Origin of the sequence: Roseivirga sp. E12, assembly GCF_017592825.1 — a bacterium.
Taxonomy (GTDB): Bacteria; Bacteroidota; Bacteroidia; order Cytophagales; family Cyclobacteriaceae; genus Roseivirga.
In genome coordinates, this window is sequence record NZ_JAGFMD010000001.1 from 637,227 (window position 1) to 659,750 (window position 22,524).

Annotated in this window: 19 protein-coding genes; 6 read left to right on the plus strand and 13 right to left on the minus strand. The window is 39.2% G+C overall.

Annotated features, from left to right (window positions below; all coding sequences use genetic code 11):
• Window positions 1-21 precede the first annotated feature (21 nt).
• Together J4E76_RS02730 and J4E76_RS02735 are read left to right on the plus strand one after the other, a co-directional pair.
• A complete protein-coding gene (locus tag J4E76_RS02730) occupies window positions 22-582 on the plus strand; it encodes a DUF2911 domain-containing protein (protein ID WP_208501073.1) in 561 nt (186 codons plus the stop codon).
• 81 nt (window positions 583-663) lie between these two features.
• Window positions 664-1,509: a DUF2911 domain-containing protein gene (locus J4E76_RS02735; protein ID WP_208501075.1), complete on the plus strand. Its 846-nt coding sequence runs from the start codon at window positions 664-666 to the stop codon at window positions 1,507-1,509.
• Window positions 1,510-1,633: 124 nt separating this feature from the next.
• On the opposite strand, the gene J4E76_RS02740 is transcribed toward J4E76_RS02735, so the two are convergent.
• Window positions 1,634-2,185, minus strand: a complete 552-nt coding sequence (locus J4E76_RS02740) for a DinB family protein (RefSeq protein WP_208501077.1) — start codon at window positions 2,183-2,185, stop codon at window positions 1,634-1,636.
• A 297-nt stretch (window positions 2,186-2,482) separates the two neighbouring features.
• Between J4E76_RS02740 and J4E76_RS02745 the strand changes: the two genes are divergently transcribed.
• Both J4E76_RS02745 and J4E76_RS02750 read left to right on the plus strand, forming a co-directional pair.
• Window positions 2,483-3,565, plus strand: coding sequence for a sensor histidine kinase (locus J4E76_RS02745; RefSeq protein ID WP_208501078.1), 1,083 nt, complete (start codon window positions 2,483-2,485; stop codon window positions 3,563-3,565).
• On the plus strand, window positions 3,558-4,343 hold the full coding sequence (locus J4E76_RS02750; RefSeq protein WP_208501079.1) for a LytTR family DNA-binding domain-containing protein: 786 nt from the start codon (window positions 3,558-3,560) through the stop codon (window positions 4,341-4,343). Before J4E76_RS02745 ends, J4E76_RS02750 begins: the two co-directional genes overlap by 8 nt.
• Here J4E76_RS02750 and J4E76_RS02755 read toward each other — a convergent pair whose 3' ends face one another.
• On the minus strand, window positions 4,344-4,874 hold the full coding sequence (locus J4E76_RS02755) for a DinB family protein (RefSeq protein ID WP_208501080.1): 531 nt from the start codon (window positions 4,872-4,874) through the stop codon (window positions 4,344-4,346).
• A 431-nt stretch (window positions 4,875-5,305) separates the two neighbouring features.
• Here J4E76_RS02755 and J4E76_RS02760 point away from each other — a divergent pair, with 431 nt between their 5' ends.
• Both J4E76_RS02760 and J4E76_RS02765 read left to right on the plus strand, forming a co-directional pair.
• Window positions 5,306-7,219 (plus strand): LodA/GoxA family CTQ-dependent oxidase, encoded by a 1,914-nt coding sequence (locus J4E76_RS02760; protein WP_208501081.1) that lies wholly within the window; start codon window positions 5,306-5,308, stop codon window positions 7,217-7,219.
• Entirely contained in the window at window positions 7,206-8,318 is a 1,113-nt protein-coding gene (locus J4E76_RS02765) for an NAD(P)/FAD-dependent oxidoreductase (protein WP_208501082.1), read from the plus strand. The genes J4E76_RS02760 and J4E76_RS02765 overlap by 14 nt, the downstream gene beginning before the upstream one ends.
• Here J4E76_RS02765 and J4E76_RS02770 read toward each other — a convergent pair.
• The 11 genes from J4E76_RS02770 to J4E76_RS02820 all read right to left on the minus strand — a co-directional run bounded on the left by J4E76_RS02770 (window position 8,293) and on the right by J4E76_RS02820 (window position 22,465).
• Window positions 8,293-9,606 (minus strand): dipeptidase, encoded by a 1,314-nt coding sequence (locus J4E76_RS02770; protein ID WP_208501083.1) that lies wholly within the window; start codon window positions 9,604-9,606, stop codon window positions 8,293-8,295. The genes J4E76_RS02765 and J4E76_RS02770 overlap by 26 nt on opposite strands.
• A gap of 99 nt (window positions 9,607-9,705) precedes the next feature.
• On the minus strand, window positions 9,706-10,623 hold the full coding sequence (locus J4E76_RS02775; protein ID WP_208501084.1) for a hypothetical protein: 918 nt from the start codon (window positions 10,621-10,623) through the stop codon (window positions 9,706-9,708).
• A complete protein-coding gene (locus J4E76_RS02780) occupies window positions 10,620-11,162 on the minus strand; it encodes a hypothetical protein (RefSeq protein ID WP_208501087.1) in 543 nt (180 codons plus the stop codon). Before J4E76_RS02780 ends, J4E76_RS02775 begins: the two co-directional genes overlap by 4 nt.
• Window positions 11,159-13,033, minus strand: coding sequence for a hypothetical protein (locus J4E76_RS02785; protein WP_208501088.1), 1,875 nt, complete (start codon window positions 13,031-13,033; stop codon window positions 11,159-11,161). The genes J4E76_RS02780 and J4E76_RS02785 overlap by 4 nt, the downstream gene beginning before the upstream one ends.
• Window positions 13,030-15,588, minus strand: coding sequence for a S8 family serine peptidase (locus J4E76_RS02790; RefSeq protein WP_208501089.1), 2,559 nt, complete (start codon window positions 15,586-15,588; stop codon window positions 13,030-13,032). The genes J4E76_RS02785 and J4E76_RS02790 overlap by 4 nt, the downstream gene beginning before the upstream one ends.
• A gap of 156 nt (window positions 15,589-15,744) precedes the next feature.
• Window positions 15,745-16,353, minus strand: a complete 609-nt coding sequence (locus J4E76_RS02795) for a hypothetical protein (RefSeq protein WP_208501090.1) — start codon at window positions 16,351-16,353, stop codon at window positions 15,745-15,747.
• A gap of 99 nt (window positions 16,354-16,452) precedes the next feature.
• Window positions 16,453-17,268: a hypothetical protein gene (locus J4E76_RS02800; protein ID WP_208501091.1), complete on the minus strand. Its 816-nt coding sequence runs from the start codon at window positions 17,266-17,268 to the stop codon at window positions 16,453-16,455.
• 25 nt (window positions 17,269-17,293) lie between these two features.
• On the minus strand, window positions 17,294-17,542 hold the full coding sequence (locus tag J4E76_RS02805) for a hypothetical protein (RefSeq protein WP_208501092.1): 249 nt from the start codon (window positions 17,540-17,542) through the stop codon (window positions 17,294-17,296).
• A 101-nt stretch (window positions 17,543-17,643) separates the two neighbouring features.
• Complete coding sequence (locus J4E76_RS02810; RefSeq protein ID WP_208501093.1) at window positions 17,644-18,399, minus strand: LytTR family DNA-binding domain-containing protein; 756 nt, start codon at window positions 18,397-18,399, stop codon at window positions 17,644-17,646.
• A 4-nt stretch (window positions 18,400-18,403) separates the two neighbouring features.
• Window positions 18,404-19,219 carry a sensor histidine kinase gene (locus J4E76_RS02815; protein WP_208501094.1) on the minus strand — a complete coding sequence of 272 codons (816 nt, stop codon included), beginning with the start codon at window positions 19,217-19,219 and terminating at the stop codon, window positions 18,404-18,406.
• Window positions 19,220-19,432: 213 nt separating this feature from the next.
• On the minus strand, window positions 19,433-22,465 hold the full coding sequence (locus J4E76_RS02820; RefSeq protein ID WP_208501095.1) for a DNA polymerase III subunit alpha: 3,033 nt from the start codon (window positions 22,463-22,465) through the stop codon (window positions 19,433-19,435).
• Window positions 22,466-22,524: the final 59 nt, after the last annotated feature.

Consider the following 22,524-nt stretch of genomic DNA (forward strand, 5'->3'; position numbering starts at 1 on the left):
AACCACTTAACCATGAATAAAATGAAAAAAACATTAACACTCATCGCATCAATGGCATTGCTTGTCTTCTTTCAAAGTAGTGCTATGGCCCAGCGAGGTCCAGCGGGAAGCCCCAGAGCTACAGTAAAACAACAAATAGGAAACACAAATGTAGAAATTGACTACGGAAGGCCTAGTTTGGCAGGACGTGACGTAAATAAGTTAGTCCGAAATAACAGAGGTTCTGAAGTTTGGAGGACTGGGGCAAATACAAGTACATCTATCACTTTTGATAAAGATGTGACTTTTGCTGGGCAAGCCCTAAAAGCGGGAAGTTATTCTCTATGGACAATTCCGAGTGATGGCGAATGGACAGTTGTAGTTAATTCAGTCACAGGAAATTGGGGTACTGAATACGGTAAAAAAACTCCAAAAGACTCAGATGTTTTGAGGGCGAAAGTCCCAGTCACTACAGCAAATACGTCTGTAGAGACATTCACGATCAACATATCTGACTTTGATAACAAGTCTAAAGACAAAGCAAACTTGGAATTAGCGTGGGGCAACCTTTCCGTGAAAATTCCAATTGTCGTTAAAAACTAATAGAATATGCTTTTGAAAGAGCCTCCTGCAAGCAATTGCAAGAGGCTTTTTTTATATCTTTGAACAAGTAAAAAAATACCTATGAGAAGATTCAAACTAACGCTAGTAGCCCTTACATTATCTGTTTGCGCTCTAGCACAAATAAAAATGCCACCACCGAGCCCTACATTCGAGCTAAAGGGTACAGTGGGTTTGGCTCAAGTCAAAGTAGTTTACTCTCGCCCTAGCGCGAAAGGACGTGAAGTAGCTGGTAACTTAATTCCTTACAACGAGGTTTGGAGAACTGGTGCTAACGCTTCTACCAAAATTACTTTTAGCACAGATGTTAAATTGAACGGCAATGCTGTCCCAGCAGGAGAATATGCTCTCTATACCATGTTCACAGAAGAAGTTGCTACGATAATCCTTAGCAAAAACCTTACTTGGTGGGGAGCTCTTGGTTACGATGCTAAAGATGATCTATTAAGGTTTGAAGTACCTGTGAAACACCCAAGTAGTCATTATGAGACTTTCACAATGAGCTTCTCTGACTTCACCATGAACTCAGCTAACCTAAACATGAAATGGGAACATACTAAGGCCATGTTTACCATTGAAAGTGACGTAGATGCCAATGTAATGGCTGATATAAAGGCCCAAGTGATTGACGCTACTCCTTCTAACCCAGGTGTATATTTTCAAGCTGCCGGTTATTACTATGAAACAGAAAGAGACGCCAAGCTTGCTCTTGAGTGGGTCAACAAGGCCATAGATGCCAATGAGCAAAAGCAGTATTGGGTAATTCACCTAAAAGCGAAACTACTAGCTAGATTAGGTAAGAAGAAAGATGCGATAGCAACTGCTAAAGAATCAATCGCCTTGGCGAAGACAGGAGGCAATCCTGACTATGTAAGGCTCAATGAGAAGCTGATTGCCGATTTGAAATAACGGCAATATTACCATATTAAAAAGGGGGCTTTCGCCCCCTTTTTTCTGACCCTATTTGGCATCAGAACACTTCAGTTTACAACCATGAAACGAAGTTTTTTACTTCCTATCATAAAGTCTGTTGTTAAAATGTCCAACTACCTGCAGCTGCAGGCGCGACTCCCTTTTCTCTCAAGTAAATCATTGTTTTACCATGCTCACGTTGCAAATGACTTGTAACTATAAGAATTGCCTTCAGGCGAGTGATTTGCTTTTGGCTCCCTCTTCTGCCCCATGGTACAGTTTCAGACAAGTCCTCATCAGATAACTTCTCAAGCCCACTTTTAAAATGTTGGAAAGATTTTTCCAAAAGGTCAATAACTGCAGCCTTGTCTTTTGGCGGATTACTAGGATCAACAGGAAAGGTTGGACGACCAGCTTTGACACTAGCAGCAAAGCCAATATTGGATCGAGTGGTATGATTGATCTGATCCGCAAAACTTCTAAGCGGCTCACCCGGTGTGTAATTAAAATGTTCAGCAGGCATCAATTTCGCTGACTCTACAACCATTCTTGTCAGGTTATCCCAAGTTTTAAGGACATCATCTGCTGTGATGGCTTGGGCATTAGTTGATAATTGAACCCCTAATAGGGCTATCATAATCAGTATTCCCTTTAGTGTAAGTTTTGTCTTCATGTTCATAATTGTTTTAGCTAATGAAGCGGGATAATGCTGCCTCGGGTTGATTGGAAAGTCCGAAGTGGCCTAAGTCAGAAATGAATCGGCCCATCTTGAAAACAAGAGGCTTTCTCCATGTGTACGGTATTTATTATGGGGTTTTCTATAAATAGGCCTTTTCATGCGCTATAAAGAGCACTTCATATATTACAAAGAGCCAGCAGCCTAAAGAATTGATTAATTTGTGTTTTAGAACACTATATTCAGAGATTGGGCATCATAGGTACATACAAGAATATTCGATGGAAACAGTGGATGATCCTCTTTATATTCTGGACCTTTATTGCAGTCTTTCTAAGTACCCAACTCTACTTTAATGGAGTTAAAAATGGTTTGACAACATCATGGCTGGTTGTCTTCAAGGGACAAATTCCCATTTGGTATTCTTGGGCAATCATTACCCCTCTAATCCTTCATATGGTCAACAGGTTCCCAATAAGTGTTGACAACTTGTTTAAACCAGTCTTGATATACGTCCTCTTCGGTATTGGATTATTGTTCATCATTACCAACCTGACTTTAGTCTATATGTTCATTACTCATGGATACATTGATCTGAGAAATACGAGTATTCAAGAGTACAGTCCTTATTTCTTTTCAAGAATTTCCAATGACACTTTGATTTATGTATTTCTACTCGCCATCATCATTAGTGTAAGAGCCTACAGCATTCGAAAGAAAAATGAGCTTGACCTTGCTTTGGCCCAATTTAAAAACGATCAACTGCAGAACGAGCTTACCCAAGCGCAATTGCAGGCACTTAAACTCCAGCTCAACCCTCATTTCTTGTTTAACACCCTTCATACCATCTCTTCACTAACACTCGTTGGGCAAAATGAATCATCGGCCAATGTGACAACCAGGCTGGGTGACTTTCTCAGAAGAACTCTGGACTTCGAAGAACATCAGTTGGTATCGCTCTCTAAGGAGTTAGAGTTCTTTGATCTGTATTTAGATATTGAGTCGGTTCGCTTTCAGGATAGGCTCGTCATTGAAAAAGAAATTCATCCAGACTGTCTAGGGCTTAAAGTACCCAATTTATTGCTACAACCCTTGGTTGAAAATGCTGTTAAACACGGCATAGCCAAAAGTAAATCGGCATCGCTGATCAGCCTATCCATATCATTATCTGATGATCTAATATCTATCAGACTCTATAACGATGGACCATCCTTTAATGATAAAGGTGAAAAAGGGATTGGGCTCCAAAACATCAAAAACCGACTTGATCGTTTGTATGGAGAAGACTATAGATTTGAAATAGAGAACGACACTTCCAATAAAGGCGTAATGACTATATTGGATATACCCACATCAAGCCCCATACTTAATGAGTAGTAAAATCACAGTTCTGGTTGCAGATGATGAACCTGTCGCCCGGCAGGTAATTTTACACTTTCTCCACGAAGAAGAAGACTTTGAGGTGATTGCAGAGTGTGGTGATGGTCGAGATGCTTTAGAAAAAATTGAAGATCTAAAACCACAACTCGTTTTTCTCGACATTGAAATGCCAGAGATATCAGGCATTGAACTGATCAGTCAATTGAGCGCACCCTTACCCACGATAGTTTTCGTCACAGCATATAATAAGTATGCTGTACAGGCATTTGAAGAAAATGCCCTCGATTATATTCTCAAGCCATTCGATGCCAACAGATTTGGTAAGGCCTTGGATAGAATCAAGGAAAAATTCAATGAAAAAATCAATAGTGAGTCGAAAAGCCTAGATGATCTACTAAACATCTTCGAAGGGATTCTAGCTAAGAATGGTGACTCAAAATATCTGAAGAAAATCGGATGCAAGCATAGAGGAGTTATCAAGTTCATACCCGTAGAAGATATCGTTTGGGTTGAAAGTGAAGGAGCTTTTTGTAAGCTTCACTTAGCCAACAATATGGAGATCACTAACCTATCCATAAAGCAATTAGAAACTCTGATAGACCCAAATACCCATCTTAGAATTCATAAATCGCACATGGTCAATATCGATAAGATTGAGAGCATTGAGCCCTATTTCCATGGAGAGTATATGGTCAACTTGAAAGGCGGTAAGACACTCAAATTGAGCAGAGGATTCAAGGAAAGACTTGAATTGATTCTAAACCAATACAAGTAACTACCACTGCCAGATTCCAAAAGCTACTTGTGGTGGTGCTGGATGACCTGATTGCTTCAGGGCCAAGAGAATTTGTCCTCTGGTATGTGATTCATGTGAAATCAAATACCCCATGAACCGGACAGGAGTCATTGGCCAATCAACTTTATTGCTTTGCAGACCTTTAGAGAGAATCTGTTTTATCAGCTGGTTGGATTTAGAAATTTGGTCTTTCAAGTACCCTGCTTTGAGGCTTTCGATAGCATCAATTTCTGAGTCCAGATCTTCCATTTCGGCAGTAGGGTCCAATTGAGAAAGCCACATCATTCTCACATTATGCATATGAGCAAATTGATCCGCGATGTTTCGACCGCCAGAACTAGTTGTATCCCTTAAGTAATCATCCTTAAGGGCAGTCATTAGAAGATTATTCATCTCAGTATGTTTATCCCATGTCGATAGGATATCTTTAATTAACTGTGATTGTCCGAAAGAAAACTTAGGTACGGATAACACGAAAAAAAGTACAAGGATGCTTAGAAAGCTTTTCATGACGATTAATTAGTAATGAAAAGATATAGAGAATTGGATTAAAGTCTATCGTATCACGAAGGAGATTATCGTTTTGGACAACTCTTACACATCTTTTTGCTCTTCTTTTTGTACTTCTTACAGCACTTTTTTAATGAACAATCACATTGACCACCGATGAACGTAGAAAATGGACTTGAATCCCTCACCTGCTCCTCTTCAAACTCCTCGAATTTCATCGTTCTTATTTAGACTAAATCTAAATACAAATAACGATCTCAAAAACTAATTGTACAAGACTATTTGACAAAAAGTTCTGACAATTTTCATCAGCCAATTCACTAAATAAGTTCTCTTATATTTTCTATTGTAATCATTAACCAGATGATCTAAATTATAGGAGCATATCGGCTTTATAGCTGGTAGGCGATTAAACATAAACCACACAAATTATGAAACAAGAAATCGACAGCGTGTCGATCTATCCCCCTATAGGGATATCTCGCATTGGCAATTCAGACGAGTATTTTTTAGCCTCCGATATTCCCGGAGTAGCCCCTAACCCACCCGAAGGCTTTAAGGACGCTAAAGGAAGAGTGAAAAAACAGGTCGCTCGATTTAGAGTCTATGGCTTCGATAAGGCTGGTAAAGTAGTAGCTGAGCTAACACAAGATAAGGCCGTCAACATCGAATGGCGTGTAGATGTAGCCAACATCAAAGCCGCCTGGTACCAGTTTAATAATGCATTAGACCTGACAGGTGCGTCAATTCCGTCTAAACCAAGAAACAATTCTGTTACAGGTACTGATAGGGATCAACTAGCTATTAAGCCTTCTCCTGTTTGTATCTCTGGAAAGAACAAGGAAGGAAAAAAATATCGCTTTAACGATGGCAAATTTTATGGCAAAAAGGTAAAGCTCGGTGAACTGAAAACTGATGATGAAGGACGTCTATTGTTTTTCGGAGGAGATGGAAAATCGGCTTCCAATACAAATGCTCAGGCTATTACCTTTGCCAACAATGATGGCTGGCATGACGATACTTGCGATGGTACAGTTCGTGCTACGGTCAGTATTGATGGCAAGAGTTTTGAAGCTAAGCCTGCCATGGTTGCAGTAACACCACCTGATTTTGGGCCTGGACTATATGGTGTAGTAACAATGAATGATGTTGTTCAGGACCTTTTCATTCGAGAGATGAATTACCCCAACCCTGCAGCGGATGGTGTTGAATTTTGGAGGGACATTCATCCAATTCTGTCTAGAATGACAAACACACAATGGGTTAATCAAGGCTTTTTTATGCTCTTTGGTAAAAACTCGCCTTCAGATTTTGAAAACGAAGATCTAATCAAGCAGTTGGCAGACCCTTCTGAGCAATCAAAACCTGAGCGCATGCGCGTTTTTGAATGGTTCAGAGATCCTTCTTCTAAAGAATATACGCCTGCCAAAGTGCCTCCATTTTATGGAGACGGTTTCGGGGAATATGAAAAAATTGCCATTGTAGACCTGCCCATTACAAGAACACAGTATGGTCGATTAAAAGAATGGGCTGCAGGGAATTTTAAAGCCAATAAGCTCAGTAAGTCAAAAGACTTCGATAGCCTGAGTCTAGAAGAACAACTCAATTCACTCAATCAAGCTCCAATGGAAGAATGTCTAGGAGGTCCTTTTCATCCAGGCATAGAACTCACATGGCCCATGCGTCAAAAGATAATGTGGGAAGCACCCTATAGACTTAATGTTGTGAAAGAAGGTGAAGCCACGCCTTTAGACTTTGGCCCTTTACTTTCAGAAAATATTGCCCTTGGCAAAAATGGTCCACTATCAAAAAGTGGCCCCGGTGCACTTACCCGTTGGCTTGGCGTCCCGTGGCAAACAGATGAAGCAAGTTGTCTTTCCGGTTACGATCCATCCACCTATCTCCCACTTCCATCTTTTTGGGCAGCGAGAGTGCCTAATCAGGTTTTGTCTGAGGACAGTTATGCAAGAATGGAAGACGGATCTGTTAACATTGCCCAACGATTGAAGCATTTTGATACGCGACAAGATTGGCTAAGGGATTTTGGAACACAATATCAACCCAAAATCAACGCAATGATTGCAGAATGGCATGAACTGGGTATTATAGCAAGGGTAGAGAAAACGCCAGAGAACAATGAGAGTGATTTTCTACCAAAAGTAGTTTGGAAAGAAACGGGCAGACACTTTACAGGGGCTGACCCAACTTTCAAACAGGTACTTCATGCCGAAAATGTAGAGCCCAAAGAATCATTGGATAATATGGAAACACCGATGATGTTGAAACGAGCAGCTCCAGAAAAAGTGACTCGCAAGCGTAAGACATTCAGTCGTGGAGAGCGATAAACTCCATTATAATGTTTCAATTATTGGTGGCGGCCCTGCAGGGGTCGCCACTGCTATAATGCTAGCTGCAAGAGGGGTTTCGCATTGTATCATAGAGGCCCAGCCTGAACCAACAGCGAAAGCTGGCGAGGCACTTCCTCCCAGTGCAAGACCTCTCTTTAGGCAATTGGGAATTGAAGATTTGTTGCAACACACCTCACATTCACCTTACTATGGGAACATGAGTTGCTGGGGTTCAAACGAGTTCGTACAAGAAGAATTCATTCACCACTTACATGGTCATGGCTATCTCCTCAATAGACAGCATTTCGAAAGTCAACTTCAGTCTTTGATGCAGAAGCAGGCCACTAAGTTCTATTCAGCTTATCGACTTCAGCATGTTGAACCAGCAAACCCAGGAATCAAGATTGAAATTGCAAATGGGGTCTGTTCAAAATCAATTACAAGTGATTTTGTGGTCGATGCTACAGGAAGAAAGGCCTCTGTCTGCAGAAGATTAGGGATTGAAAAAGAGGTATATGATGACCAGTTCGCTTTGAGCTTTAGAGTCAAATTAAAAGAACCCATGGCCAGACAGATTTATATCGAAGCCATAGACACAGGATGGTGGTACGCTGCACCTTTTGGAGACAAGGAAATGACGCTGATGTTTTTTACGGCTAAAGATCTTCTACCAACGAAACCTAATACCGTTGAATTTTTACAAGAAGCCCATCACAACACGCAACACATGCCCAAGTCACTCGACCTATCCCAAGTTGAAACTAGCATGGTAAAGGTTATGCCAGCAGGAACAAGCAGCCTGCAGGTTCCATACGGAGAAAATTGGCTGGCGGTAGGTGATGCTGCTTATGCTTATGACCCCATTTCCTCCTACGGCATTACATCTGCCTTAGCGAGCGGTTATTATGCTGGACATGCCCTATCAGATCATTTGGCCGGTCAGCGAGATGCCCTAGTTACTTATCGATATATAATGGAAAAAGCTTTTCAAGGTTATCTCGAAAAGCTTTTTCATCAATATGACAGTGAAAAGCGTTGGTCAGACGGTTCTTATTGGAAAAATCGTTTTCCTAAGATCCAGCCTGAATCTCCTTAGCAATTGCTTGAACTTCATCCAACACACGTAGCAAATTACCACTCCAAATCATTCCTATCTCTTCTTCTGAATAACCTCTTTTCACAAGTTCAAGGGTTACATTGAAGGTCTCAGAAGCATCATTCCAGCCTTCAACTCCACCACCGCCATCGAAATCAGAGCTAATTCCCACGTGCTTTAAACCAATCTTTTGTACCAGGTAATCAATATGGTCTACAAAATCTGAGACATTAACTGGTGGCGCTTCGCCATTGATTGCAGCAGCGATACGCTCCTTATGCTTTTCCTGAAAGGCATTATATTCATCAAAGTAGGCTGTTCGTTCATTTCGGCTCATTGCCCTGAATAAACTTCCAGGCTTTATCTCGAAACCTTCTTCCTCTGCTATTGCCGCAATCACCTCACTAGACTTAGTGCGGTTGGCAGCGTTTTTCTCTGAGTTCAAATAACTTTTAAAAGCCACTGTCTGAATTACTCCACCATTTTCTTTGAGCATCATTAGCTGTTCGTCATCTAGGTTTCGGCTTACATCATTCATGGCTCTAGCCGCAGAATGAGAAGCAATTACAGGTGCTTTTGAAAGCTTCATAGTTTCCATGTTGGCCACTTTAGAAGGGTGAGAAAGGTCAATCATTATCCCCCATTTGTTCATCTCAGCAATCACCTCTCGGCCGAGATCACTTAATCCGTTGTGCAACCAAACATCATCTCTTTCTCCTGTGTTAGAATCACTTAACTGGCTATGACCATTGTGAGAAAGTGACATATAACGAGCACCACGTTCTTGGAATTCCTTCACTCTTCCGATGTCTTTACCCACTGGGTAACCATTCTCAATTCCGATCATGGCAATTTTCTTTCCTGCAGCATTAATTCTTCGCACATCATCAGAATTGTAGGCTATTTCAATTCTGTCTGGTGCTATTTCTTCTGCCAATCTATGAATGGCTTTAAACTTGTCATCTGCATTAGCATAGGCACGATCAAATCCTTCATCTGTCAAGTCTCCCTGTCCTGTATAAACTATAAACCAAGCTACGTCTAGACCACCCTCTTCCATATTAGGGAGGTTCACTTGCGTAGGGAGTTTCTTTGTATAATTATTGTCCTCCGTAAAATTGTTGGTATTAATATCGTCATGTGTGTCTAGGGTGATCACACGTTCGTGAATGCCTTGAGCATATTCCAATAGCTCTGCTTCAGTCATTTCTTCAACGGACTTTTGAGGCCGCTCACAAGCCGTGAAAATAAAAGCTAAGGCAACAAAAAAATAGGTTAGTCTCTTCATGAGTAAGGTTGATTTATACTCAAACCTAAGTATGTTTTAATAAATCTACAGGCAGATTTATATGGGTGGGAGCTCATTATCCAGAAGAACTGTAATCTTCTATATAGTCCCATCAATAAAGATTGCTCGTTCTAATTTTTTCTTCGCAGGAGTTGATTGAACGATCGCCTTATTGATTACATAGTACGAATGACTTATACCAATAATCAATAGAAAAGTATTGTTCAAATCAGGTAACGTATTGCTTTCGTTGCGCAACGCCAAGAAGATTTGAAACGCGTAGATCGTCATGGTTAAAATGGTAAATAAGAAGTTCTGGACTTTGGAAATATCAACCAGATCAAAATCTTTTACTTCTTCACCCCTAAAAATATCCACAAGTTCGGCATCCTCAATATTTATATTTCTGTACACTGCACCAATATTACTCCCTTTCTTTACTTTTTCTGTTTTGCCTTTTTTACTTGAGAAACTGAGGTCGACCAAATTCTCATAGGTAGTATTATTATACAGAACCTCTTCATATGTAGCGAATTCTTCATTGCCTGAGGTCATTCTTCGTGCATCACTCCTGTTTGTTATTGAGGACTTTGCTTGATTGATAACGGGTGTAACCAATGCTGTGCCTGTACTAATACCCAATAGACCGAGAACATTAACCGGTATTTCTGAAAGCTGAGGCAACTGATCACAACATTTGTTTTCAAAAAAGTAAGACCAGAATACAGTAAAATTTTGACTGATATAGGCCGATAATATTATTACGGTCCAAGCTACAAGCTGCAATCGGGATAGACTGTATCTTCTTCTAGTTTTATCTATTAAGAAGCCACCGTTGGGTAGGCCGAGACCTTTGCTTATGGTAATAAGCATGAAAACAATAATTCCCATATTAGCGAACCAACCCATAACGCTATTATCCGCCCATTCATTGTGAGAGGAAAACAGCAAGCCAGAAAAGATCAGAAGCGCGACAGCAATGAGAATTCTCGATGAACTATTTATCTTCTTCATCATTTATTAACCGTTTTAAACAACTTAATAACTTGCAGATAACCAGAGTCAAAGTAGACTTGAAAAACAGCACCGTTCTTACCTTTAGTGTAGATAATGGTTTCATTATCTTGGTAAGCTCGTCTGTATCTACTGTCCAAAATCTTAACCGCTTCGACTTTAGTGAGCCCAAGTTTAAGTCCTGATGAACTTTCTCCTTTGTAGGTCTTTTGCAATATTACAGCATCTACGACTGCCGAATCTTTCGCTTCTTTTTCGGTTATAAGAGAAATGCCACAATCAAAATCTATCCATGTTTTGTAGATTCTGTCCTTATTATCATTAAAATGTTCTAGAGCTATCGGTTTCCCTAAAATCTTAATTGCCTTATCGTAGGTAGTTTTTCCAGGTTCTATAGTGGAAGCATGCCCAAAGGGCTCGAATGTCATTGGAATAGCCTTGTCTGACCCCAATGGAATTAATGGTGGTTGTCCTTTTTTTTGACAGCTAGTCATTAAGCCAATAGTGACTAACATTAATAAGGCGTAGATAAACCTCCTCATTTGATCAGTTCGCTAAACGCCCCTGGGGAAATTGATATTCCTACAAAAAATTTGGGTATATAGATTCTATCTGCATTATCTCTTAGGTAATCCAAGGTTGCATCTAAACCTACAGGAAAAGTCCCATCTCTAGGAGTAGCTTGAAAAGATAAGCCCGCAGTAAGGCTGACCCCATTGTCAAGAGCAAAACCCAAACCTGTATAGATACTTTCCAGAGGATCTTGTGTTAGCCGTAGACCTCCGGTAATAGATATTCTTTTTTGGATTGGAATTTTAGAACCTTTTTTAAAAAATGAATCAAATCGATCCAGATCTCGTCCACCAGGATAAAACTCTATTAATGCATAAGCATTGGCCTTAATCTCTTCTCTCCTCGTATCTTCCGGGTCTTGTATGGTTAAAATTTGAGTGTCATTTACAGGATCATCTGCAAGTAAAAAATCTTTCCGATCTAAATTAGCGCCAGAAACCCCTATTCTTAGCTGAAAGTAAGCTACTTCATGAATTTCATGTGTAATGTCTTCATAAGACTCATGGCTAAGCGTAATCGAACTAGGAGGATTTACTTTTTCAGGTCGTACCAGCACAAAGGATACCTGAATTTCATCAGCCTCAGGTTCTTCCAATACTTTTATGTCTTCCGCCTTGGTTCCTTTATCCACTTGGCTCTCAAGGTTTAGTGTTACTTCCGCAGGATTCGTACTAATTCCCAAGGTTTTAGTAAGCTGTAATAGATTGACTGCAGAAGTCGAAAAAGCACTTTTCTTATTTTTAATAGTCACTTTTGTATTGGCTATGTCTTCTTCCCCTCCTAATATCACAACAAGAAATTCTTTGGTATCCAATAAATAGTCAGAATATTCGACTTTTCGGGGTCTTCTTCCCTGATGCAAAAGCAAACTATTCGTCCCTTGTTTTTCTACGAATTGATTAAATGTTGCTAAATACGAATTTGTAACCTCTTCCAATTCTTTCTCCAACTGTTGCTTTCGATTGAGCACATATTGTGTCAAATTGTCCCATTGTAAGTTGCTTGAAATGATAACGTCAAGTTTCTTGTGTAATTCAGCGGCTTTGTTCCTTAAAATTTCAACAGAATCATTTTGATCCTTGTCTTTTTCCTTTAATAATTTGCTGATTTCATCTGTAGTTTGAGAAAGTGCCGTCTCTAATTTCTTATATTCCTTCTTGTCTTTACTTGAAAGTAATTTTAAAGCAGACTCGATGCTCAAAGTACCAGCATTTCCTATAATTAAACCCTCTGTAATAGCAGGCAGTTGGCTTGATTTCGGATTTGTGTCAACTTTTAATACTTTGTTATAGTTATCGATTTGTGCACTTTGAGTTTCGAGATCATATGCTAGTAGAGGTGCGTAAAGAAGGTTACTTGCCTTTGATGATATCTTCTCTAAATCCTCATAATGTCTCTTCAGGTTATTGATGCTTTCTGCTAGTTTTTGAGCCTTTTCTTGTAGGGACTTTCTCTTTTCTAAGTCTTCCTGTTTCAGTTTTGCCACATCCAAAGGATGGTTAAGGAAGAGAATACCTATGTTGTCTTTGAACTCAAGGTTATTGTTGGTAAAAGAGAGATTTTTGTTTATCCATTCTCCTATCTCACCTAAAGTATTATCATCTCTCTGTCCATACCTATTATTAACCAATTCGATTAGTCTTTCTACGTGATACTTAGAGCTAATAGGTTGCTTATCTTTTTCAACGTTATTCTTGAATTCTTCCACTTTTAGGAAGTCGGTAATTTTGACTTTCACTGCCTTCTTAATGTCCTCTTGGGCGAATATTTTTACGTTTTGTGAAAAAATAAGTATCGTCAAAAGCAAAGACATTCTGTGTATGATTCTGAGTGATTTCATGATTTCCATTTTTTTATAAATTCAAATACTTCTTTATCAATTCGTCTTGCCTGATTAAAGCTGCCTGGCGCTCGGCTGTGAATTCCTACCACATAGTGATTACCCTCTCTATTACTTACAAAAACAGGCCCACCACTCATGCCCTTTTCTGTGTCAAGTCTGTAGTTAAAATGGGACTCTTCTACAGTATTAATATTGCCGCTAGTGAAGACTAGCTGGTCTCCAGCTAAATCCCCATAAAAAGGATATCCGGCAAGGTTGAACTTAAATTCTTCTAATTTTGAGGCATTAGGAATCATCGCATAACCGAAATAGCCAATCTCTTTTCCGAGCGGCTTATCAAGCGTAAGCATTGCAAAGTCATATTTTAATGGTGTCTTTTTTAAAGTCCATTCTTGAGGGTATTTCATATCCTTGACTCCCGACTCCCCAACAGCATTACCTTTTTTAGGATCATAACCCGCATAAACTTTGACATAAGACGCTTGTTCTTCCAAATAAACATTGTGTGCTGCGGTTAGCACGGTCTGTGGACCAATTAGGCAACCAGAACCATAATACGTTTTCCCCTTGATAGTCATGACTAATCGACAAAGAGCCCTCCAAGGAGAAATAGTACTATCGTTTATTGGAGTCCAGTCTATGCTATCTCGAATAGCGTTTATCCTAGATGGCCCTCTAGACCAATCTGTATTACCAGCTCTTTCATCCGATCGCTTTGCCCCTTCTTCAATCTTGATGTTTGGATAGAGCTGGTTTAGAGAATCCTGTAAGTTTAGCATTTGATACCCCAGTTGGCCATTCCAGTCTGAATTTTGATCAAAGAGAAGGTTTCTTATCTCTTGATTAGTCAAACTATTGTTAGAAGCTTGCATGAGAACCGCAACAGCACCTGCCACATGTGGTGCAGCCATGCTAGTACCACTCATTTTCACAAGTCCTTGGGTGGTAGCTTGAGCTGCCTTAATTCCGGAATTATTGAGAAATTCTCCAGGTGCCGATATCTCAGGTTTGTTCGAACCGACTCTTGTAGGCCCTTCTGAAGTAAAATTAGAGGGCGTTGCCGCCACACCTGAAAGATAAGAACCCACTACAATAGTTTGTTCGCCTGTGGCGATTGAACCCAAAGTACAACGTTCATCTTGGTCTTGTCTCGAGAAAGCAGATTGATGAAACCAATTATCTCGTTCTATCCAGGCATGATAACCAATGTTTTTATTAGCTGTATTTTCTAATAATACCTGCCAAAGACCTTTTGGAAGTTCTGGTTTGTCATGATAGAGTATAATATTGACAAGGTTTGCACCATTGTTAGGATCTTTTTCTCGATGAATAATTCTTCCTACAAGCTCGCCTTCCAGACTGAAAAGTAAGTTCTTGCCCAATTTTACCTTTTTCGTTTTGGTACCATTGGGATCTACTAAAGAAACTGTGAGAGCTTGATCTGAATATCCATTACCATACCAAATCTCAATTTCATTTTCAGTTTTATCATCAGAATTGATTTCCCATTGTAAGGTCTTGCTTTCTGCTGATGAAACGAGCCCGCTGGCATGGACACCAAGCTCTCTACTGTTTCCAGCTGAAATTATGATGGCTTTGTCTTTTGAGTAACTAAGGTAGTGGTCAAAGGCTTGCTCAACCAAAGTTGTACCATCGTGAGGGCCACCATAGGTACCCATGCTAATATTGATTACAGCCTTCTTACAATGCTTATCTGCGTATTGAAAGATATAATCTACAGCTTCCAACAAGTTGGCTGAATTTCCAAAAGTTCCTAAATCCTCTCTATAATCATATGTATTTACATCAACGAAAACGATGTCAGCATTCGGTGCTACGCCAGGTGAACCAATTTTACCATTACCCGCGGCAATATCTGTTACATGAGTACCATGCTCTATATCAGAAGTCTGACTTTGGGTTCGCGGATCATATGCGAGTTCTAAATAAGGGTCATCAGTATTTAGAGCTTCATTTATTTCTGTTTCCTTAAACTCTCTCCCATAATTATAAGGAGAAGGACTTTTTAAATTTCTGCCTCCAAACTGGTCCCATAAACGTTTAATTCTGGTTGTTCCGTCTGAGTTGAGAAAGTTACTGTGGGCAAAATCAATCCAAGAATCTATTACACCAACGACAACTCCACTACCATCAAGGTCTTGTTTCAAGTGATCTGAAAAATGAGAAATATCGATTTTTCCAGCTTTAGACTTTCTAACCGAATAATGCAGGTTTGCATGAATCCTTCTTGTCGCTTTCAGGCTTATGACGGCTGGATGCTGACGTAAATCGCTGATTTTTTTATCCGGAATAACACCTGTTAGGATATCGCCTATTTGGACGATTCTTTTAAAGTAAGCAGGTAGAGATTCAGCTTTGGCATCAATTTTCAAGATGACTCTGATAAACCTCTTTTCTTTGCTTGACTCAACAGAAAGCGTTTCCGGCTTTAAGGGTAGGTTATGCTTTAGTCTTAGTTCGATTTCCTGCAATCCGGGATCAAGTGCTTTGCCTTTGATTGGTGTACCTTTGTAGTAATCCTGTTTTGACATTTGCTTCAGTTTGAATCAGTTAAAATGCCATAAAGCACTTCTTAGAACTAAAGCTATTCAATGCATCAGTTGCTTTTAATCAAAAACAGATTTCGGTAGAATTGACTTAGAACACGGTTATCTATGTAAGTATTTGAATAATCCTCAAACAGGGGTTCAGGTTACTTTGTTAGTAATTGATTCGTATTTCATAACCTTATGGAAACCTATAGAAAAAATAATATAGGCCGCAATGTTAGGCACATTATGCATAAACCACAGTTGTTCTGCTATAGGTGTATTGCTTATTAGGAGTATGATGAATGTCGGAAGACAATAGACTAAGATTGCTGTGACAAACCAAAATCCTGACATATTTCTAATTTGAAATTCGTTTTCAGCTAAGTGTAATACGGCATAAGCGGACATAAAAGTGCAAACGATTCGGTACAATGCTGGAAAAATATTGAAGGACTCAGCCCCTAAAAAAACTATAGGCCCAAGAAAATTTTCCAAAATTAGCCACAAGGGTAACGTTAAAAAAATAGCCCATTTCGTATATAGCTTTAGCTTTTGGCTATTAGTCGATTGTCCGATTAACCAAAAGAAAAACATAGCTTCAATAATTGGATATTTCGTATATATATCACCTACGGCTTGCATCTCGGAATCATCAAGTCCAATGTTTTTAGCAACGAGAACGCCCAAATCTGCCAAAAAACCTATGGCCAAGAAAGCACAAAAACACCAGAATAGTTTACTGGTGTTCTTTGTTAATACTTTCATATTGAACGAAAGCGGAATAAGAATTGTAAATGTAGAAACGACATTAAACAATTCTTGATGAGTTGATGTCATATTCTAAAATACACATTTCCTTAAGATTCAACTCGTAGTCGGTGGTGGCCACGAGGTTTGAAGAATTGAAGGTCCATCTAGGGTAGAGCCAGAATTGGTTAGGTAATCCTCCAAATCTATTACGTTTGGTTTCAAGTTGTTCCCATGATTGTCTACGCCAAAAAGAATGATTCTAATTTTGTTTTCATTGAGATCTTCATCATAACCGAAATAATATCTTATATACTTTACCTCTTGAGTAAAAAAATCTGTTACATCTTGGCTTAATTGGTCTTCGAACAACCCATATGGTTTAGTTGCATTACTAGGTTCAATAGAAGCAATTCTTGATTTATACTCTGCAACCAATTTTCTCAGCCCTGAATCAGGCTGACCTCTATCAATACGATCTCTAAACTGACTGACAATCGGCCTCTGTTGTTCTAACCATGCTTTAATGTTACCGTGTTTATCCTTATCATACATGATAACATCGAATGGTCTAGCCAAAATTTGGTGGTCAATGTCCTGATCTGTAACTGTTAAGTTGACGTTATCATTTACTTCAATTGCAGCAATTATATGTTCAACTATCATTCCTTGCTGAGGAACCAAGGCCATCCAACACATTAGCCCTTGATAGGTCACTTGGTTGTTAGAGGCGACATACCTATTGGTCAAAGCTTGGTCTCTTTCTGATTGCATTTGCTCAAGTTGCTTTTTGATGAGGTCAACCTTCATCGTTCCTCCAATAGAATTCATTATTGAAGGATCTTCAGTATCTAACTTAAATTTGTCAACATACGCTTGTATGTATTTGACGGCATCGTCAAATGTGATTCTAAAATTTTTCTGTGCACTCATATAAATAATTATTTGATTGTTGTCTTTAAAATTTATGACACCCACTTTCATTTTCTTCTATCAGCAGTTTCGTCAACTGGAAAGAGGCAAAGGCAGGCGAAGAAATACTTACAGTAAAAGAGGTGCCTATTTTCCCTTTTATTCTCCAACTTACATTATGTGAACCCTTGGATATTTCTAATGAAACCTTACCATTATTCTGTAAGACTAGTTTATCGTCAATTTCTAATTCCAAGATTCCATCTTCAACGAATGTGCTGGCTTCAAATTTCATTTGCTACGTTTCATGCATGAATTTACGTAGACTAAAGCCTGTTGATATGAGTTATTAGGAAATGGTTGAAATCACTTTGAATCTGGTAACCCTGATAAAGCTTATGGCATATGATCTTTAAAAGATTGGATAAAGGATTCTTTTCTTCTTCTGGAAACTGCTATTTCACTCCCATCAGTCATTTTTACATAACCTCCTTCACCCCTCTCGTACTCTTCTATATATTTCAGATTGATTAGGTTACGATTGTGCACCCTAAAGAATGCATATGATTCAAGCATTGACTCACAGGTTTTTAGCGTTTTAGACACAATAATTGAACGGCCATTAGCCAAAAAGAAAGTAGTATAGGTGTTATCTGATTCGCACCTTATGATCTCATCAGGGCGTACAAAGGAATAACCCTTCTGGGTGGGTAAAGCTATTTTTATAGCATCATTACTTTCTTTATTCCTGTAATTTGAGACAAGCAAGTTGAGGTGATTGGAAACATCCTGATTTTTGATTTTTTGCTCAACCTTTTCCACTGCTTCCTTCAATTCAAATCCATCAATAGGCTTTGATAGATAATCTACAGCTGAAACTCTAAAAGCTTGAATTGCAAATCGATCATGAGAGGTAATGAAAATGATTTCGCTATCTAATTCGGGTAGCCTATCAATAAGGTCGAAAGCTGTACCGCCTTTGATCATTACATCTAGAAATAAGATATCGGGTTGATATTGTTTTATGAGTGATACAGCAGTGATTAATGTATCTGATGTTGTTAATACTTTAATTTGAGGGCATTGTACTGCTAACTCTTTAATTAGTAGTTCTTTAGCACTCAGTTCATCTTCAACAATAATTGCATTCATTTTATCAGGATAGTTCAAACGGAATATCTAACACTACTTTCATACCGCTATATGCGCCCAGTTGATCAGTTAACTCATTCATTTCAAAACGTGGCTCATTGCCCATACCCATATGTAATTTCATGCGTTCTCTTACTAAACTTAAGCCAAATGACTTACCTTTATTGGTCAAATTCAAAGAACCTTTTCTGCCATTATCGACAATTTCACACACCAGTCGTTTCTTACTTATTTTATAATTGATTTCTAACCTCCCCCCTTCTTCTTTTCTATTATTAAGTCCATGCCAAATGGAGTTTTCGACTAAAGGTTGAATTAACAGCGGTGGTATTGATAGGTTATCCAGATCAATTTCCTCGTCAATAGTTACTCGATAATCAAATTGATTTGTAAGCCGCATTTGCTCTAACTCAACATATAAGTTCATCACTTCTAAATCTTCCTGAAGGCTTATGTAGGCACTGTAGGAGTGTTCTAAAACTTGTCTGATGAGCCTAGAAAACTTCACTAAATATCTTTCAGCCAGCTCATTATTTTTTTGATGAATTGCATATTGAATTGAATTGAGACAGTTGAATATGAAGTGGGGGTTCACCTGTGCTCTAAGTGCCCTCATTTCCATTTCTATTTTTGCATAACGAAGTTCAAGTTCTTTCTCTCTAATCTGTGATTCTCTTTTTAACCGGTAATAGAAAAAGAAACCAAAGACAAATAGTAAGAGTACAGGGATCAGAATAAGAATTGTGACGAACTCTAACTGTCTTTCCTGAATTGCAATAGCTTCCGAGTTTAACTGCTGCTGGAGGTCTTGAACCGACATCCATTTTGGATTTGAAAAAGGAAAGACAAAAGGTAGTATCTGAATGCATGTAAAAAAGCATCCAATAGCTGTGTGCGACATTTAGTTGTATCTTCTCTACACGGAAAATACAATAAATATTTCAGATACTATAATTCTTCAGTTCTAGATAGTCTTTGCAAATGAAGTTTCCTGAGGAACAACTCCTGATAAGTTTTTGCCACTATTAGTATTTTAAGTTTCCTTAGCCTGAAGGAAGTTAGCGATACCCATTGTTGCATGCCTTGGTTCTTCGGCATAACGAGGGTCATGTACGTAAGGGAGTTTTCGCATAGCGATCATTTCTAAACTCAGGAAGTCAAACTCTTCCACTATTTTTCCAGTCAACTCATAAATACCTTTTCCTCTAAAGGGATAGCGGGCCGCTACAGGTGGAAAGTGAGTGCTATCGATAAAATATCCCTCTCGGTCTAGCCAGGTGCCAAATTGCATTCGCTTTCCATTAGAGGTATTGGTGTTTTTAATATGGATGAGATAACCAATCATCCGAACGGTCTTATTGATATACTGATCCATTTCTCGCACCAGCACGTTTCTGGAAGGGTGATCTTTTAAAAGGTCAAAAGGATTGCATAATGGAAAGCCCAGAAGGTCTTGCTGATCGAAAGCATCCTCCAAGATATCATAACTGAGTTCGGGAAGCTCAAAGCGCTTTACTTCAGGGTCGAAAAGCATTTTTACGGGATTGGTCTTTTTGTGACTTCCCAATTGAAAATGAGCTTCCCATAGCAAGGCCTTTTTAGTTTGCCCAGTAAACCGAAAAGCGCCTATTTTGATCAATAGACTTAATTGATCTAAAGAAATATTTACTCTCTTTAAGAAGTTGTCAAAACTCATAAAAACGCCATTTCCATAACGCTCTGTCAATATTTCTTCCGCGGTGGTCTTTTCTAGTTCACTGATAAATGCCAAGCCCATAAAGATGGTTTTACCATAGATGGTACAGAGGTACTCACTTTGGTTGACACAAGGGGCCTGTATATCACCACCATGCATATAGGCTTCGTGCGCATAGAGCTCTACACGATAAAAGCCACCCCCATTGTTCATTGTGGCCACCATATACTCTAAGGGATAATAGGCTTTAAGAAAGAGGCTCTGATAACTCTCTACTGCATAAGAAGCGGAATGCCCTTTGGCAAAAGCATAGCCTGCAAAACTCTCAATTTGACGCCAAACCTCTGCCGCTAACTCATAGGTGTGTCCTTTTTTAAGACAGTTTTCAAAGTACTTCGCCTTTACTTTTTGAAACTCCTCTCTGGAACGGTACTTACCCGACATCCCTCTCCGCAAGACATCAGCTTCTCCAAGTGTAAGCCCTGCAAAGTAATGAGCTACTTTAATTACATCTTCCTGATACACCATTACACCATAGGTTTCTGGCATAATATCTCTGAGAATAGGATGTGCCTCTTCTCTCCTTTCTGGTTCTCTAAAACGAAGAATATACTGACGCATCATGCCTGACTTAGCCACACCTGGCCGGATTACCGAACTTGCAGCAACCAAACCCAAATATTCATCTACCCGAAGCTTTTTAAGCAGCATGCGCATGGCTGGAGACTCTACATAAAAGCAACCAATGGCCTTCCCTTCTCTTAGCATGTCTTTCACCTTAGGGTCTTCCTTAAACCTCTGGATATCATGAATATCTATAGGAGGATGATCTGGGTGGTTTTTAGATACAACCTCAAGGCTGTCTTTGATTTTTCCGAGACCTCTTTGGCTCAGAATATCAAATTTGTATAGGCCGATATCTTCAGCAATGACCATATCAAAATGAGTCGTTGGAAAGCCTTTAGGAGGAAGGTCCGTTGCCGTGTAATAATGCAAAGGCTTCTCCGAAATAAGAATTCCTCCAGCATGGATGCTCAAATGACTGGGGAAACCTTCGATATACTTGCCATAACGGAGCACAAGTTTGTGAACATCATCTAACTCACTCAGCTTAGCACGCTGAATATGATCAATCTCATGGGGTGGAATACCCAAAACCTTTCCCAGCTCACGGACTACTGCCCTAAATTGAAACGTACTGTAGGTAGCCAATAAGGCCACATTAGGAAAGCGATTAAAGATGTACTGTGTAATATCCTCTCGGTCTTTCCATGAGAAGTCAACATCGAAATCAGGAGGGTTTTGCCGGTATAGGTTGATAAACCTTTCAAAATAAAGATCCAGTTCAATAGGATCTACGTCCGTGATTCTCAAAAGATAGGCAACCACAGAATTGGCTCCACTCCCACGACCTACATAGAAATAGCCCTTGCTTCGAGCATATTGACAGATGTCCCAATTCATCAAAAAATAGGACATGAAGCCTTGCTGCTTGATTACATCTAGTTCCGTTTTGATACGCTCCAGGATCTTCTGATCTGGATGCTTGTAGCGATATGGTAAGCCTTCCTTGCAAAGCTTCTCGACTAACTCATAATCTTTCTTTTCACTGCCTGTATAGGTCTTTTGGTTTTTATTGAGTCCTTCTCCCTCAAAATCAAAGTGAATAGAACAGTCTTCAAGTAACTTCTCCGTATTCTCAACCATATAAGAATGATCTTTATACAGATTCAGCAGTTCATCCACTGGGTAGATGAAATCATCCGGACTACCTTCCTCTGATTTTGGAAGCATGCTAAGCAAGGTATTATTGTCGACTGCTCTTAGTAAACGATGCGCGTTGAAATCTCTCTTCAACACCTCTCGTTTTCCAAGGTCATTTACCTTACTACGAAAAGTAACAGTCTGAAGCACTACCATCTTAGACTTATCCATTTGATGTGGTGGGTAGATAAGTCGAGGTAAATCCGTAGGCTTCACTCCTATAAATTCTGATACATTAAGTTTAAAACCAGTGTATTTACTAAAGGGATAAACAACATATACATGCTTAAATTCTGGTGCTCTATCGGGAATTGTCTCCCCAGAATGCAGGTAAACCGATAGGTAATCGTTAAGCTCTTTAAAACCTTCATTATTCTTGGCAATCCCAACAAAGAGCTGACCTGCTCCATTACGGAAATCTATTCCTAATACTGGTTTGACATCGTATTTAGCAGATAAGCGAACGAAATTCAGAGAAGCTGCTGTACTGTTGATATCCGTAAGTGCAAAACGATTCACCCCTGCCCTTTGTACTTGCAGAAGCAATTCCTTAGTATTGATGGTGCCGAATTTGAAGCTATAATATGTGTGAGAATTTAAATACATTAATATTTAAGTATATATACTTATTAACTATTTAATATATACATATGTTATTTTATTAA